This window comes from Hyphomicrobium sp. DMF-1 (assembly GCF_027886585.1).
In the GTDB taxonomy this organism is placed as follows: Bacteria; Pseudomonadota; Alphaproteobacteria; order Rhizobiales; family Hyphomicrobiaceae; genus Hyphomicrobium_C; species Hyphomicrobium_C zavarzinii.
Window position 1 is genome coordinate 4,004,920 of record NZ_CP115706.1, and the last position, 15,407, is coordinate 4,020,326.

Genomic DNA, 15,407 nt, shown 5'->3' on the forward strand with positions numbered 1-15,407 from the left:
TTGCTGATGCTTCCGCGACGCTCTAACGCGTGAAGCGGACAAAAAAAACAACCGGAGAGCTTTCGCTCTCCGGCGTTTCCCGGCCGCAGCTCTCAGCCGGGGATCGCGCGGAAATTCCGCGCTTTGCCGTTAGTTGGTGGTGGACGGCGACTTCGCGGCCGGGCCGCTCTTGTTGCCCGGCATACCTTCCACGCCGCTCGAATCCTGGCTCGGCTGCGTCGTTGCGCCGGACCCGCTTGCGCCCGAAGATGCTCCTTCGTTTGCGGTACCGCTCTCCTCGCCGCCGGGGGCGCGCGTCGCGGGACCTGTGCGCGTATCAGGCGCACCCTGCACGCCGGGGCCGGAGTTCGGCTTGCCCTTCGCGTTCACGGAATTCTGGTTGTCGATGACGTCTGCGGCGTGCGCAACGCCAACGCCCGCAGCCATAGCAACAGTGGCCGCGGCGAGGGTGAGAGTGGCCATATGCTTCTTGATGGTCATTTCTTGCTTTCTCCTAAGTCTCAGTGCTCGTCTCCCTGCCAACAAAACTCCGAAGAGCGCACGCAGTTCCTCTGCGAGCCGCAATAGGCGCTCACGCGACACAGGGCGCGCCGCCCCGCGATTCTCATGAAACAAAAGCCGCTGCCTCGCGGTTTATGGAACAAAGCGGCCGCAACTTCCAATTCAGCGGCCGCGCACAAACACTCGTGAGGAGGAGTTGAAATGGCCCGCGCCACAGCACATCCCGACCATTCGCTGATTTCCAGCGAGGACGTTCACGGCACCGACGTGATCGGCGCCGACGACGAGGTCATCGGCGAGATCGACCATCTGCTGATCGAGAAGACGAGCGGCCGCGTTGCCTATGCGGTGATGAGCTTCGGCGGCCTCCTGGGGCTCGCCCACAGTCACTATCCCATCCCGTGGTCTGCGTTGAAGTACGACAAGAGCGTCGCCGGCTATCGGACCGGCATCACTGTGGACCAGCTCAGGAATGCTCCCGAGTTCAGCGACGATTCCTGGACGGATCGCGATTGGGAAACCCGCGCCCATCAGCATTTCGGCGCACAGACTTACTGGGCCCGATAAGCCTCAAAGCGGCTGCGGGCGAATAGCTCCAGCCACAAGAGATCAGAGGGGCCCGTGCCGTCATCGCGACGGCGCGGGCCTCTCCTACGCTTATCTCCTTCCGTCGAGGCATCATGGCCCACCCTGCCGACCCTGCCATCTCCGACTGGACGTTCGTGCGCCGGGTGCTCATCGTGCTCGCCATCGGCGCGCTGGCGCTCGCGCTTTGGGTGTTGTCCGATCTGCTGCTGCTTATCTTCGCCGCAGTGCTGTGCGCCTTGGCGCTGCGCGCACTCACTGCCCCCTTGATCAACGCGACCGGGCTCAATCAGGCGGTGGCTCTTGCGCTCGTCGTGTTGCTGATCGTCGCTCTTTGCGCGGGGCTCGTGCTGCAGTTCGGATCGCGCCTCTCCGATCAGATCTCCTACCTCATGCAAAACGTGCCTCAGGCGCTGCAGTCGCTCTCCCATCAGCTCGACCTCGGCTCCGTCTCGAAGGAGGTCGGCGGGTCGGCGATCGGTGCGCTGGCCGCGCGTGCGCTCACGATCGGCTCCAGCATCGTGGGGGCGGTTGCAGGCTTCGTGCTGGTGATCGTCGGTGGCATCTACTTCGCCGCTTCGCCCGGGCTCTACCGGCGCGGCCTCATCGCGCTTGTTCCTGAGCGGTGGCGAGCGGCCGTGACCTCCACGATCGAGGACAGCAATTTCGCGCTGACGCGCTGGCTCAGAGCGCAGCTCATCGCCATGGCGCTCGTGGGCGTGATGACGGGGCTCGGCATGTGGCTCGCGGGTGTCCCCTCCCCGCTGGCGTTGGGACTGATCGCAGCGGCCACGGAGTTCATCCCGATCGTCGGGCCTATCGTCGGCGCGATCCCGGCTCTTCTGCTCGCCTCGACCCAAGGCTGGGATCTCACCCTCTGGGCGCTGGCGGTCGCCGTCGTCGTGCAGCAGCTCGAGAACAACGTCATCATGCCGTTCGTCGTGGGCAAGGTGGTGGAGCTCCCGGCCGCCGTGGGCCTGTTCGCAACGGTGGCGATGGGCCTGCTGTTCGGCCCGCTGGGATTGCTGCTCGGCTATCCGCTCGCCATCGTGGGCGATGTGGCGGTGCGCCGGCTCTACGTGCGGGAGGCGCTCGGCAAGCCGGTGGACATCCCCGCCGAGCGGGAGCGCCACGCCAACGCCGAGGATGCGGCGGAGTGAACCGGCGCAAGCGGCCCGCGGATGATCTTGCGGAAATGACGTGAAAGTTGGAGCGGGCGACGAGAATCGAACTCGCGACATTCAGCTTGGGTAGGTTTTGGTCATCGCGTCATTTCAATGACTTGCAAAAATTTGGCACCTCGTTTTGAGGCAAGATGAGGAAGGCTGGATCAATCGCGGGCGTACTTTTTCTGTAATTCGGCAACTGCGGCGTTCACCTCAGTCATGGGGTGAGTTCTGCTCTCCTGGATAGCCGTGAAGATCATAAGCCAGAGCATTTGTGGAGGTGCGTGCTTCGTCGACGGATAGTTCTGAAGGATGCCGGCGATCGCGGGGGCCGCGAAAGCGTCGATGCGATCATGCAATGGCACGTCTGCTCGGAATGGCACCGCCTCGCAGAAGTATTTCCATTTTGGCTCTAAGGACGCGACAATTGCGTTGACGTCGGCCTTAACCTGTTCGTCAGGCGTTTTCTTCTTTTTCCAGAACACGACTAGTTCCTCTCAAACCCAGCGTCGGCGGACTGTTGCTTGTTAGGTGGTGGTTGGGATGTCCGTGATATTACGCCACATCGGTATCCCGGACGCTTCCATATGGTCGGCGATCTCCAATAAGTCTGGTTCGCTACCTAAGAGCAAGCATCCGTCACACTCTAGGTATGGTGCGATGCCGGGGGCATGGATCGCACCGCCCCCGCTCATTGTTATCTGATGCCCGAGCTGCATCAGTTTCGCGGCGTACCAATTATCAACGTCCTTATGACTGAGCATCGCTATCTTCATTCTTGCTCCCTTCGGAAATCGAGCACTTTCGAGCTTGATGGCCTTGGCGGCCGCACTTCTTGCACGTGATTGACCGCTTATGATTTGAGACGCGACGTGCGCCACTAGTCAGTTCACCCGCACGCTTATTATTATCTTCGAGGTCAGACAGACCAAAAATAACTCGTACCTTGAGCCGGGATGTCACCTGAAGGTTGCCGGTATCGGCGTCGAGGATAAGAAGGTTCTGCGCAACTTGATCGTAGAAATAATGCTTCATGGTAATTTCGCTCAACCCCACGCCCGCTAGTGACGAGGCGTGGACTGGAGCGCACTAGCTAATATGCTTTCAGCATACGCCGCATCAGCGCCCACGCCGCAAGGCGATGATGGGGACATCCGGCGTGGCACCGTTTGACACTTTTCCGCGCTCGTTGGCCCGCAAATCAGCAGCAAAATCAGCACTTCAAAAAGCACTAGGTCGCAGACACTCAGCTGTTCGTAACACCGTAACAGCTTGAAGGAGACACTGATTTTATTTGAGTTTGGAGCGGGCGACGAGAATCGAACTCGCGACATTCAGCTTGGGAAGCTGACGTTCTACCTCTGAACTACACCCGCAAAACGCATTTATTTCAATGCGTTAAATGAAAACGCGCCGCGTGGAGACAGCCATGCGGGCCGGGCATGTTTGTAGAGCGTTTGCGGCTGCTTGTGAAGCCGATGATACGTGCGGCACGCGTGCACGCCGCCCTCCCTGCCGCCCGGGACTACGGTGCTTCACCTATCTGTATTGCATTGGAGGCATGTTGCAGGCATGACCGGCGCGCTTACATTTCCGTGCCTGCTCTCACGCGACCGGCCTAGCTGAGGACTTCCGCTTCATGATCGAGACGACGACGATCGTACCCGCCGAATGGGCGCCCCAAGTGGCGATCTGGACGGCGTGGCCCGCAGACGCCAGCGAGTGGAACGACGACCTCGCATCTCCGCGCCGGGACGTGGCCGCGCTGGTCAAGGCGCTCAGCGAGAGCAACAAGGTGTACGTGCTCGTCAACGGCGATGAGGCGGCCGAGACCGCGCAGGTCGCGCTCGGCACTGCGGCCGAGCTCGTCTCCGCGAAGTACGGCGACATCTGGCTGCGCGACACCGGCCCGATCTTCGCTCATCGCGGCAACGACCGCGTGGCGCTTCGCTTCAAGACCAACAGCTGGGGCGGCAAATACGACCTGCCCGACGACTCCACGGTCGGCGACCGCGTCGCCGACCTTGCGGGCGTGCCGATCGATCGCTTCGACTTCGTGCTCGAAGGCGGTGCCGTCGACCACGACGGCGAGGGCACCATCCTCGCGACGAAGCAGACGCTTCTCAATCCCAATCGCAACGGCTGGTCCGCCGAGCAGGCGGAGGCCGCGCTGCGGCACGCTTTCGGAACCAAGAAGGTGATCTGGGTCGACGAAGGGCTGATCGGCGACCATACGGACGGCCACATCGACAACATCGCGCGGTTCGTGGCGCCGGGGAAAGTGGTCTGCCAGGCGCCGTCCGGCGGCGACGATCCCAATGCCGCGATCCTCGATGCCATCGCGGACAAGCTCGCGCACTCCACCGATGCGGCCGGGCGCAAGCTCCAGGTGATCCGCATTCCGGGCGTCGGGCTCTATCGCAACGCGTTGGGCGAAGTCTCCCCGGCCTCGCACATGAACTTCATCATCGCCAACGGCGTGGTGGTGGTGCCGGTCTACGGAACGCCGACGCAGGACGCGGCGCTCAAGGCCCTGCAGGCCGTGTTTCCGGATCGCAAGGTGATCGGCGTTTCCTCGCGCGGGCTGCTCGGCTGCGGCGAAGCGGGCGGCGGCTCCTTCCATTGCATCACCCAGCAGGAACCCCTCTGATGAAAAAGCGCACCATCACCGTCGCGGCCCTTCAGACGTCCTACGGGCACGATCTCGACGAGAACATCGAGAAGACCGAGAAGCTGGTGCGGAAAGCGGCCGAGCAGGGCGCCGAAGTCGTGCTGCCGTCGGAGCTGTTCGAAGGCATCTATTTCTGCACGAAACAGGACCCGAAGTGGTTCGAGACGGCGCATCCGGTCGACGAGCATCCGTGCGTGCGTGCGCTGAAGAAACTCGCCAAGAAGCTCGAAATCGTCATTCCGATCTCCTTCTTCGAGAAGGACGGGCCGCGATACTACAACAGCATCGCGATCGCGGATGCGGATGGCGACATCCTCGGCATCTATCGCAAGAGCCACATTCCGGATGGCCCCGGCTATCAGGAGAAATACTACTTCCGCCCGGGAGACACCGGCTTCAGGACGTGGAAGACGAAGCGCGGGCACATCGGCGTCGGCATCTGCTGGGACCAGTGGTATCCCGAGACGGCGCGCGCGATGGCGCTGCAGGGTGCGGAGGTGCTGTTCTATCCGACCGCCATCGGCTCAGAGCCCTACGACGCCGCGCTCGACACGCACCTTCAGTGGCAGCGTGCCATGCAGGGGCACGCGGTCTCGAACGCCATTCCGATCGTGGCGGCGAACCGCACCGGCCTCGAGGACAACGAGGGCGTGCAGCAGAAATTCTACGGACATTCGTTCATCGCCGATCATCGCGGCGAGCTGGTCGAGAGCTTCGGCGCGACGGACGAAGGCGTGCTCGTGCACACATTCGATCTCTCTCTGATCGAGAGCTATCGTGCCGACTGGGGCTTTTTCCGCGACCGGCGGACGGATCTCTACGCGAAGAGCATCATCTAGAGCTGCGTCCTCGAGAAAGGCCGCATTGGCGACTTCATATCGCGTCGGTGACGAGCTGACCGATGGCCAGTGCAGCCAGCCCGCCCTCTTGTCTTGAACGGTATCTTCCCTCTCGCCATCCCTGCGCAAAGATGGCGTGTCGTGCGCTCGTTTCTTATTCCGCCGGTGCGACGGTCGCGGCTGCCGGATCCGCGGCCCCATTCAGAGCGGCGGCCATTGCCTCGGGAGCAACCTCGACCTCCACGTCCGCCTCGGCTGCGGCCGGCTCGGGCTCGGATGCTGCTTCCGCTGCGGGTGCCTCCTCGGCGGCAGGTGCTTCCTCAGCGGCGGCTTCCGCTGCGGGTGCTTCTTCCGCAGCCGCTTCGGCTGCCGGCGCGGCAGGCTCTTCGGAGGCGGCCTCCACCACGGGCTCTTCACCCACAGGCTCTGCCGCTGCTTCCTCAGCTACCGCCTCGGCGGGGGCCTCGGCTGCTTCGGCGGCAGGCGCTTCCTCCGCAGCCGCTTCCATGGCGGGTGCTTCGGCTACAGGCTCCTCGGCCGGCGCGGCTTCGGCTGCCGCCTCGACCACGGCTTCCGCTTCGGCGACGACCTCCTCGGGGGCGGCTTCCACGACCTGCTCGTCCGCAGGGGCTTCTGCCGCTTCCTCGCTCACCTCGGCTACCGGGGCCGCCTCGACCTCGGCAACAGCCTCCTCCGCCGCTGCCTCCGCTTCGACGGCTTCGGCGGCCGCTTCAGGGGCCGACGCCGCCTCGACGGCTTCCGCTTCCGCTTCCGTCTCCGCTACCGTTTCCTCTGCCGCAACGGCTTCGTCTGCCGCCTCCGCCGCCACCGGCTCGGCGGCGGCCTCAACGACCGGCTCCTCCGCCGGCTCACTGGCCTCGGCCGCGAGAACCGGCTCGGCAAGCGCCGTCCCGCACGCCGCGATGGCGTCGCGAGGGGCTTCCGGCTCAAGCGCAACCGCAGCGTCGGCGGCGACCGGCGCGGCGGGAACTCCTTCTATGAACTCACTCATCTCTCTTGCGACGCGCACGATGGAATCGGCCTTGCAGCCGAGCTCCATCGCCATCCGCAAGCAGGCAAATCTCTGCTCTTGGAGGTTCATGAGAACTCCATTTTTGGGGTTTGCGATGTCAGTGGCGTTGCTTGGTGCGATGCAAACAACACAAGCATCATACTGCTTCGTTTAACTTGAGGCCACACTTGAAAGACTAGATAAGTACAATATTTCCAAGTAAAATCATGGAGCTATCGTAGATCTGATTTAGAGTGCGCGGTGCTTGGCTTAGGACGTTTGCGTGAATCAATTTGTGAGGACGGGACCGATTTGGATCGTCTCGATGGCGCGAAACAGAGAGCCCAGCGCATTCGAAATTCCCATTTTCGCCCTACCCATTCGCACCTCGCGAATGGAACAAGTTCCCGGCAGATCGCCAGACTATCCCGCACCTCACGCTCCCTCACAAAATCGTCAGAAACGGCAGCGCTTTACGCTCTTCTCGCGCCGAACTCGCCCGTGCCAGAAGGGAGCAAACGCCGATATGCGTGCCCCCATTTGGAGATTGCCCATGATCCGCCGGACGCTCGTTCTCGCCGCCGTTCTCATCGGCGCCGCTGCGCCGCTCGAGGCCAAAACGCTCGCCTACGAGGACAACAAACTCAACTTCAAGAGCTGCAAGGGCGAGGACGTGACCGCTCGCTGGTTCGGCGGCAACGTCTCACTCAGCCAGGCGGGCAAATCGCCGGGCGATCCCTCACCGTCCGCCGAGTTCCAGACCTGGGACGGCAAGTGCGGCACCTTCGAATGGAGCTCCGACATCGGCGCCCTGGTCATCAAGCTCGACGGCCAAGTGCAGTCCGAGCGCATCCTGCATTTCGTGGCCTGGGACGGCTCGCGCTGGTCGGCGACCCGGACGGGCGGCGGCTTCTATCTGGCCCGCATCGCCGATAAGGACGACGCCGACCCGAAGAGCCGCATGAAGGCGGCGGGCGAATGGGTGGCCAAGAACAACAAGCTCGGCGTGCCGGCCGCCGACATGCTGGCCGAGGGCCTCCAGGGCACGTCGAAAGAGTAAATTCAGCGCCTTCCCTGACCGGGAACGGCTCATGTTCGGGAGGATGGCGCTGCGAAACGCCATCTCGCCCGAAGCACCCGGCGTATGCTAGGAGAGCGCCACGATCGCCCTGCCGGTCGATTTTTGGCGCTTTTCTCCTGCTTTTCCGATGTCCCAGCCTGCTGCCACTGCCGAATCCCTTGCCGCCCGCCCGGAATGGACGCGAGCGCGCCGGATCGTGGTCAAAATCGGCTCGGCACTGCTCGCGGACCGGGAGACGGGGACGCTCAAGACCCAGTGGCTCGCCTCCCTGATGGAGGACGTGGCGGAGCTGGTGCGGCAGGGCAAGGACGTGGTGCTGGTGTCGTCCGGCTCGATCGCGCTCGGCCGGCACAAGCTCGGCCTGCCCAAGGGCCCGCTCGAACTCGAGCAGTCGCAGGCCGCCGCCGCCGTGGGGCAGATCAGCCTGGCGCACGCCTATCAGGAGCTGGCCGCGAAATCCGGGCTCACGGTCGCGCAGATCCTGCTTACGCTCGGCGACACAGAACAGAGGCGGCGCTATCTCAACGCGCGCCACACCATCGAGACGCTGCTCGAGCTGAAGGCGATCCCGGTCGTGAACGAGAACGACACGGTGGCGACCGCCGAGATCAAATACGGCGACAACGACCGGCTGTCGGCGCGCGTCGCCGGAATGGTGTCGGCCGACTGCCTTGTGCTGCTGTCCGACATCGACGGCCTCTACACCGCCCCGCCTGCGAGCGATCCCACGGCCCGCCACATTCCGCTCGTGACCGAGATTACGGCCGAGATCGAGGCGATGGCCGGCGACGCGGGAACGGAGCTTTCCAAGGGCGGCATGAAGACCAAGATCGAGGCGGGGAAGATCGCGCTCGGCGCGGGCACCAATATGGTGATCACCACGGGCAAGGTGCTCAACCCGCTGCGCGCCATCTCAGAGGGCTCGCGGGTCTCGTGGTTCCTCGCCAAGCAGGATCCGGTGACGGCCAAGAAGCGCTGGATCGCGGGCCAGCTCGAGCCGCGCGGCACGCTGCACGTCGATGCGGGCGCGGAGAAGGCCCTGGCCGCGGGCAAGAGCCTGCTGGTGGCGGGTGTAAAGCGGGTCGATGGCGAGTTCGAGCGCGGAGACGCGGTGATCATCCGCGCCCCGGACGGACGCGAGCTGGGGCGCGGACTTTCCGCCTATGCGCGCGGCGACGCGGAACGCATCCTGGGACGTAAATCCTCCGAGATCGCGGACATCCTGGGCTTCGAGGGCGGGCCAGAGCTGATCCACCGCAACGACATGGCGCTCAACACCCGCAAGTGACGCTCATCGTATATGTCCCTGGCGCGCGGCGCCGGGATTGACCTCACCAGCCAAAAGCCCAAAGTTACGCCCCATGCAGAAAGCAACCTCCACTGACCAGTCCATCGGCGCGCTGATGCGCGATATCGGCATCGCCGCGCGTGATGCCTCGCGGAAGCTCGCGCTCGCCCCGCGTGAGACCAAGGATCGCGCCTTGCTGAAGGCCGCCGCCGTGCTTCGCCGCGACGCGAAGCACATCCTGGCCGAGAACGCGAAGGACGTGGCGGAGGCCCGCGCCGCGGGCCGGGCCGAATCTCTCGTGGATCGGCTGGTGCTGACGGATGCGCGCATCGAGGGCATTGCACGCGGGCTCGAGGAGGTGGCGGCGCTCGCCGATCCGGTCGGCTCGGTTCTTGCCGAGTGGACACGGCCCAACGGCCTCAAGTTCCAGCGCGTGCGCGTGCCGATCGGCGTGATCGGCATCATCTACGAGAGCCGGCCGAACGTGACGGCGGACGCCGGCGCGCTGAGCCTCAAGTCGGGCAACGCCGCCATCCTGCGCGGCGGCACGGACAGCTACAATTCGAGCTCCGCCATCTACGCGGCGCTCGCGGAGGGGCTAGCGGACGCCGGTCTCCCGGCAGGCTGCATCCAGTATGTCGCGACGACCGACCGCGACGCGGTGGGCTACATGCTGACCGGCCTCGACGGCAACATCGACGTCATCGTGCCGCGCGGCGGCAAGAGCCTCGTGCAGCGCGTGCAGGACGAGGCGCGTGTCCCCGTGTTCGCGCACCTGGAAGGCATCTGCCACACCTATGTGGATGCCAAGGCCGATCTCGACATGGCGCAGAGCGTCGTGCTCAACGCGAAGATGCGCCGCACGGGCGTATGCGGGGCGACGGAGTGTCTGCTGGTGGACCGCAACGCACCGGCAGAGACGCTGCCGAGGCTGGTCAAAGCGCTCATCGAGGCGGGCGCGGAAGTGCGCGGCGATGCAGCCACGCAAGCTGTCGATGCCCGCGTGAAGCCCGCCGCGCCGGAGGATTTCGGGCATGAGTTCCTGGACGCCATCATTGCGGTGAAGACCGTTGACGGTGTGGGCGAGGCGATTGCCCATATCGGCCGCTATGGCTCGCAGCATACGGACGCGATCATCACCTCCGACGAGGCGACGGCGCAGCGCTTCCTCGCGGAGGTCGATAGCGCCATCGTGCTGTGGAACGCCTCGACCCAGTTCGCGGACGGAGGAGAGTTCGGCTTCGGCGCCGAGATCGGAATCGCGACCGGCAAGCTGCACGCGCGCGGGCCTGTCGGCGTGGAGCAGCTCACAAGCTTCAAGTACGTGGTGCGCGGTAACGGGCAGATCCGGCCAGTCTGATCGGCCGAGGGCTCTGATCAGGCCACAGCGAGCGTGACGAAGCCGCTCGCTGCGAGAACGCTGTCGAGCGTCTTCTCGAGCACGTCGAGCTTGAAAGGCTTGAGGAGGTAGCCGCTGGCGCCGGCCGCCTTGGCCGCCAGGATGTTCTCGGGCTTCGATTCCGCCGTCACCAGGATGAAGGGGGTTTCCCGGGTCTCGGGGTCGGCGCGGACGACCTTCAGGAGATCGAAGCCGCTCATTCCGTCCATGTTCCAGTCGGAGAGGATGAGGTCGTAGCGCTTCTGGCGAATATGCTCGAGCGCCTGCAGGCCGTTGGCGGCCTCGTCCACCTTCGCGTAGCCGAGCTGCACGAGCAAACGGCGGATGATCTTCAGCATCACCTGCCGATCCTCGACGATCAGCACCTCAAGCTCGCTGCGTGCACTCATAGTCTGCCCCCCGCGCGGACCGGTTACCGCGAGAGCGGGGCCGTCCGTTTCGTTGCCACGCCTCCAACCTTTCCCGAGAGCAATTACTAAATCGTGTGTGAGCGTGCGTTTCCGGCCGGGTTGCATGAGCCCAACGAAACATTTGCTTTCGGTTGACGCGGGGATCGGCGGGGTCAGCGGGCTTTTTCGGAACGGGCGGCTTCGCGGGCGATACCCGCGGCATCGCGCAGCTCCGCGTATTCGAGCGCCGCGTTGTCGACGAATGCGCGCTCGCGAATGAGAGGGGCGTGCGCAGGGCCGAGCGCTTCCAGCGCAGAGGGGCCTTCCGATCCCACGAAGAAGCCGTGGAGCACCACGCCCTTCTCCCGATAGGCGGGGTCCTCCAGCATCAGCTCGTGCAGGCGCTTCAGATTGTAGTGAGGGACGGACGCCATGAGATGATGGGGCAGATGGTAGTCCATGCCCCACGGAAACACTGCGTAGCGAACGAGAGGTCCGGTGAGAAACACGCGGGTATTGGTATAGCGCCCGCGGTCCGCGTTTCCGTGCTGCACCCACTGGCGCAGCATCATGAAGAGGGGAAACGACGTGAACAGCGGGATGACCCAATAGAGGTTGAAGTACTTCCAGGCCGGGGCGATGCCCGAAACGGTGAGAGCCGTGAGGGTGCCGTAGAGGAGCGCGAAGTAGACGACACGGCTCACCATGGTCGCGCGGTGCGAGATCACTGGCGCGAGGCGGGTTTGGGTGAAGGCGCGTTCGGGCGCCAGAAGCAGGTAGGCGATCGAAGCAAGGGTCGCGAGCGCGAGAAGCCCGCACCCGATCGCGGGATAGCCGAAACGGATCGTCTCGACCGTGGCGATGGGGGCCGCGACCGCATAGAGGATCCCAACGCGCAGCGGCCACTTGGAGCCCTGGCTCTCGGGATCGATGTAGGCATGCTCGTCGAAACCGACGGCAGAGTATTTGGCGCGGAAGAGCGTGAAGAGAAACAGCTTCACCGGCGAGAGGCGTTTCAGGAACGCCCATAGCAGCTCGACGGAGGGCACCGGAAAATCGAGCCAGTGCCCGCTCTCCTTCAACTGGGCGATGTCCGGATCGCGCTCCGGGTCGTTCACGAACTGGTGGTGCGCCAGATGATGAAGCCGGAACTGATACGTCGACGTGTAGATCGGGAAGGCCGCCAGCCAATCCGAGGCCAGCTCGTTGAGCATCCGGTTCTTGAAGAGCAGAAAGTGCGTGCCCTCGTGGATAGCGCCGCCGAATTGATGCTGGGCTGCGCCCAGAACCAGCGCCGCGAGGGCGTTGACGCCCAGCGTCCAGCCCCAGCCGAAGCCCTCATCCGCGATCCACTCATTAGCCTCGATCGCAAGGGCAATGGTGATGGCGATGACGGCGTAAACCTGGGCCAAGTGGACCCAGTTCGTCACGTTGTCGCGAGACTTGAGGGCTTTGACTGCTTCGGCGTCAAATGACGATCTGCCGGCGGACGACGCGGGCTGTGCCGGAGACGCCGCAACGCGCAGCGGATCCGGCGCCGCCAAATCGGAAACGGAATTCAACCCCGCACCCCCGAGCAGTCACAAAAAAGGCCTCTGGAATCAGAGACCATTCCTAAATACTGAGGTGTTCTTACCGAGGTATCAAGCGATTCCCCTGGTATGGTTACGTTTTGCGTGCACCGCATGCCGCAGAGGCAACAGCGCGGGTTTGCGTTTAAAGCCTGTGACGCGCCTTCGAAGGCCTTTGCCGTTTGACAGACCTAATGCGAAGGAGCTGAAAAAGTGACGATGCTGGAAGACAACACGCCTCCTCTCGACATCGCGCCAGCCCTTCCCACGGAGCGCGCCCAGAGCGACCGCGCCTATCGAATCCGGCGGCTGTTGCGCTACACGGGGGTCAATATCGCGAGCGTGACTCTCGACTACGGCATATTTCTCTCGCTCACCCACGCCTACGACATTCCGATCATCGCGAGCATCATCGCCTATGCGATCGCGCTCTCGCTCAACTACGATTTGTCGAAGCGGTTCGTGTTCGGAACGGACGGCAGCCACAAGAGCGAGAAGCGGCTCTTCACGGAGTTTCTGGCGACGGGCTTTCTAGGCCTGGTGCTGACGGCGGTCGCGACGGGGATCGGAATCCATACGTTCGGCTTGAGCCCCACTATCGCGAAGACTGTGGCCGTGCTCATCTGCTTCGTGACGCTCTATATCATCCGCAGCCGGCTGGTCTTCACACGTATCGAGTGAGAGGCACGCTTGCCGGTCCGGGCCGGGCTCTCCTCTGCTTTCTAGGCCGAACTCTTCGATTGGAACCGATGTCCGCCCGCCTTCTCTCCAAAAGCTTCGGTTCCCTGGCCGTGCGCACACCTCATACGGCGGCCGGGCAGCGGATCGGCTTGCTGGGAGGATCCTTCAATCCTCCGCACAGAGCCCATGTCGCGATCTCGGAAGCCATTCTGAAGCGGCTCGATCTGGACGAGGTGTGGTGGCTGGTCTCGCCCGGAAATCCGTTGAAGAGCCACTCCGATCTCGCGCCTCTCGCGGAGCGGCTCGAGGCTTGCGAACGCATCGCGACCCATCCGCGGATCAAGGTCACCGCGCTCGAAGCAGATCTCAAGAGCGCCTCCACCGTGGTGACGCTGTCGTTTCTCAAGCGCCGCTTCCCCGACGTCCATTTCGTCTGGATCATGGGCGGCGATAATCTGGCGGGGTTTCACCGCTGGACCGCGTGGCGGCGCATCGCCACACTGATGCCGTTCGTAGTTGCAGATCGCCCCGACTGGCGGTTGCGCGCCCTCTCCTCACCCGCTGCACGGGCTCTCGCGCGCTTTCGCCTCGACGACAGCAAGGCGGCCTCTCTCGCGCTGCAGCAGGCGCCTGCGTGGAGCTATCTCACGCTGCGTCTCTCGCCCGAGTCCTCGACCGAGATCAGGGCCGGGCGGGCCAGCATTTCCGCCTCCCGCACCGCAAAACCTCGTTAATGCGCGGCTTGTGATGCTTTTTCTAAAGAATGACGCAACGCGTGCGGAATAAAGAACACGCTGCGTCTCCCGCTCCGGGTGCGACAATCCGGACAAGACCCTATTGCTGGGGGGCCGGGCGGCGGCTATCCTACGCAGTGCTTGCGGCGTGATGAGGCGCCGGGGTGGTGGATCATACCGGCCATTGATGTGACGCGGGTCGGCCGGTGCAGTTTCTTGTAAATCCGCCTTGTGCCTTGTGGCCGATAGAAGGATGGCCTCTCAGGTGCTCCAACGGAAAGGATATTTCCCAAAAGATGCGAACCGCCATTGAGGGCGCCCGCAAGGGTGTGCCTCCCGCCGAGATCGTGCCAGCGCGCGCAAGCTCGGAGACACTGCTCAAAGAGGTCATCCATTGGCTCGATGAAGCCAAGGCGGAAGACATCGTCACGATCGACCTCAAAGGGAAGTCGTCGCTTGGCGACTTCATGGTGATCGCCACTGGGCGCTCTGACCGCCACGTGGGTGCTATCGCCGAACAGCTTCGCAAGCATCTCAAGGACAAGGGTATCGGCGGCGTCCGGGTCGAAGGTCTCGACACCTGCGACTGGGTTCTGGTCGATGCCGTGGACATTCTCGTGCACGTGTTCCGTGGCGAGGTTCGGGATTTCTACAATCTCGAGAAAATGTGGTCGGCCACGAGGCCGGGCGAGCAGACGTCGCACTAGCGGTTCTCAAGACCGGCGAATGCGTCGTGCTCGAGCGTATGCTCACGTTGCCAGTGATGGCGCCGTTCCGGGTGCCGTCACGGAGAGGATTGTGGGCGCTCCCGGGCTAGAGCACCAATGCCTAGCGGGAGCAGGTTGAATGCGTCTTTCCATCGTCGCGGTGGGGCGTCTCAAGGACGGACCCGAGCGCGAGCTCTATCTCAAATATGCCAAGCGGATCGACGATGCGGGGCGCGCCGTGGCGCTCGGCCCCCTTACGCTTTCCGAAATCCCCGAAGCGCGCCAGTCGAGCGCCGCGCAACGCAAGACGGACGAAGCCCAGCGCCTGATCGATCAGGCTTCGGGAGCCGATCTTCTGGTGCTTCTCGATGTGGCGGGCAAATCCTTCACCAGCGAAACGTTCGCACGCTGGCTCGCAGGGCGCCGGGACGACGGGCATCGCACGATAGCGTTCCTGATCGGAGGGCCGGACGGTCACGGAGAGAGCGCGCTCGCGCGCGCTAACCTCAAGATGTCCCTCGGCCCGCTGACAATGCCGCACGGGCTTGCCCGCATCGTGCTGGCCGAGCAGCTCTACCGGGCCGCCACCATCCTCTCGGGCCATCCCTATCATCGCGCATAATTATCCGCGCGCCTGCGGGCCGTTCGTCAAATTGCTGAACCAGAGCTGACCTAGGGTCGCGAGCGGTCACGCACGTTTGCGAGCTCCGGATTTTCGTGATCCTGAGCTTTGTTAACCACGGGCAGAGGCTGGACCATGGACGGTTGAGGCCCTATCAATCG

General features: G+C 63.8%; 16 protein-coding genes and 1 tRNA gene. 11 read left to right on the forward strand and 6 right to left on the reverse strand.

What is annotated here, in order from left to right:
* Positions 1 to 129: 129 nt before the first annotated feature.
* The gene (locus PE058_RS18300; protein WP_020085054.1) at positions 130 to 480 is read right to left on the reverse strand and encodes a hypothetical protein; all 351 of its coding nucleotides are present in this window, start codon (positions 478 to 480) and stop codon (positions 130 to 132) included.
* 222 nt (positions 481 to 702) lie between these two features.
* On the opposite strand from PE058_RS18300, the gene PE058_RS18305 reads away from it, so the two are divergent.
* Both PE058_RS18305 and PE058_RS18310 read left to right on the forward strand, forming a co-directional pair.
* Positions 703 to 1,068 carry a PRC-barrel domain-containing protein gene (locus PE058_RS18305; protein ID WP_020085053.1) on the forward strand — a complete coding sequence of 122 codons (366 nt, stop codon included), beginning with the start codon at positions 703 to 705 and terminating at the stop codon, positions 1,066 to 1,068.
* Between the two features lie 113 nt (positions 1,069 to 1,181).
* Entirely contained in the window at positions 1,182 to 2,246 is a 1,065-nt protein-coding gene (locus PE058_RS18310) for an AI-2E family transporter (protein ID WP_271029025.1), read from the forward strand.
* A 170-nt stretch (positions 2,247 to 2,416) separates the two neighbouring features.
* On the opposite strand, the gene PE058_RS18315 is transcribed toward PE058_RS18310, so the two are convergent.
* Positions 2,417 to 2,737, reverse strand: a complete 321-nt coding sequence (locus PE058_RS18315; protein WP_271029026.1) for a hypothetical protein — start codon at positions 2,735 to 2,737, stop codon at positions 2,417 to 2,419.
* Between the two features lie 816 nt (positions 2,738 to 3,553).
* A tRNA-Gly gene (locus PE058_RS18320) sits at positions 3,554 to 3,628 on the reverse strand.
* Positions 3,629 to 3,891: 263 nt separating this feature from the next.
* Between PE058_RS18320 and PE058_RS18325 the strand changes: the two genes are divergently transcribed.
* Both PE058_RS18325 and aguB read left to right on the forward strand, forming a co-directional pair.
* Complete coding sequence (locus tag PE058_RS18325; protein ID WP_271029027.1) at positions 3,892 to 4,902, forward strand: agmatine deiminase family protein; 1,011 nt, start codon at positions 3,892 to 3,894, stop codon at positions 4,900 to 4,902.
* On the forward strand, positions 4,902 to 5,762 hold the full coding sequence (aguB, locus tag PE058_RS18330) for an N-carbamoylputrescine amidase (protein ID WP_271029028.1): 861 nt from the start codon (positions 4,902 to 4,904) through the stop codon (positions 5,760 to 5,762). Before PE058_RS18325 ends, aguB begins: the two co-directional genes overlap by 1 nt.
* A gap of 154 nt (positions 5,763 to 5,916) precedes the next feature.
* Here aguB and PE058_RS18335 read toward each other — a convergent pair whose 3' ends face one another.
* On the reverse strand, positions 5,917 to 6,864 hold the full coding sequence (locus PE058_RS18335) for a hypothetical protein (RefSeq protein WP_271029029.1): 948 nt from the start codon (positions 6,862 to 6,864) through the stop codon (positions 5,917 to 5,919).
* A 463-nt stretch (positions 6,865 to 7,327) separates the two neighbouring features.
* Between PE058_RS18335 and PE058_RS18340 the strand changes: the two genes are divergently transcribed.
* The 3 genes from PE058_RS18340 to PE058_RS18350 all read left to right on the forward strand — a co-directional run bounded on the left by PE058_RS18340 (position 7,328) and on the right by PE058_RS18350 (position 10,503).
* On the forward strand, positions 7,328 to 7,834 hold the full coding sequence (locus PE058_RS18340; protein ID WP_020085048.1) for a hypothetical protein: 507 nt from the start codon (positions 7,328 to 7,330) through the stop codon (positions 7,832 to 7,834).
* Positions 7,835 to 7,982: 148 nt separating this feature from the next.
* Positions 7,983 to 9,143 carry a glutamate 5-kinase gene (gene proB / locus PE058_RS18345; RefSeq protein WP_271029030.1) on the forward strand — a complete coding sequence of 387 codons (1,161 nt, stop codon included), beginning with the start codon at positions 7,983 to 7,985 and terminating at the stop codon, positions 9,141 to 9,143.
* A 73-nt stretch (positions 9,144 to 9,216) separates the two neighbouring features.
* On the forward strand, positions 9,217 to 10,503 hold the full coding sequence (locus tag PE058_RS18350) for a glutamate-5-semialdehyde dehydrogenase (protein WP_020085046.1): 1,287 nt from the start codon (positions 9,217 to 9,219) through the stop codon (positions 10,501 to 10,503).
* Between the two features lie 17 nt (positions 10,504 to 10,520).
* On the opposite strand, the gene PE058_RS18355 is transcribed toward PE058_RS18350, so the two are convergent.
* Both PE058_RS18355 and PE058_RS18360 read right to left on the reverse strand, forming a co-directional pair.
* On the reverse strand, positions 10,521 to 10,931 hold the full coding sequence (locus PE058_RS18355; protein ID WP_020085045.1) for a response regulator: 411 nt from the start codon (positions 10,929 to 10,931) through the stop codon (positions 10,521 to 10,523).
* 173 nt (positions 10,932 to 11,104) lie between these two features.
* Positions 11,105 to 12,493 (reverse strand): fatty acid desaturase family protein, encoded by a 1,389-nt coding sequence (locus PE058_RS18360; protein WP_271029031.1) that lies wholly within the window; start codon positions 12,491 to 12,493, stop codon positions 11,105 to 11,107.
* 228 nt (positions 12,494 to 12,721) lie between these two features.
* Here PE058_RS18360 and PE058_RS18365 point away from each other — a divergent pair, with 228 nt between their 5' ends.
* From PE058_RS18365 to rlmH, 4 genes are all read left to right on the forward strand, one after another.
* Complete coding sequence (locus PE058_RS18365; RefSeq protein ID WP_020085043.1) at positions 12,722 to 13,183, forward strand: GtrA family protein; 462 nt, start codon at positions 12,722 to 12,724, stop codon at positions 13,181 to 13,183.
* Between the two features lie 68 nt (positions 13,184 to 13,251).
* A complete protein-coding gene (locus PE058_RS18370) occupies positions 13,252 to 13,917 on the forward strand; it encodes a nicotinate-nucleotide adenylyltransferase (RefSeq protein WP_020085042.1) in 666 nt (221 codons plus the stop codon).
* A 296-nt stretch (positions 13,918 to 14,213) separates the two neighbouring features.
* A complete protein-coding gene (rsfS, locus tag PE058_RS18375) occupies positions 14,214 to 14,624 on the forward strand; it encodes a ribosome silencing factor (protein ID WP_020085041.1) in 411 nt (136 codons plus the stop codon).
* Between the two features lie 139 nt (positions 14,625 to 14,763).
* A complete protein-coding gene (rlmH, locus tag PE058_RS18380; RefSeq protein ID WP_271029032.1) occupies positions 14,764 to 15,246 on the forward strand; it encodes a 23S rRNA (pseudouridine(1915)-N(3))-methyltransferase RlmH in 483 nt (160 codons plus the stop codon).
* The last annotated feature ends 161 nt before the right edge of the window (positions 15,247 to 15,407 follow it).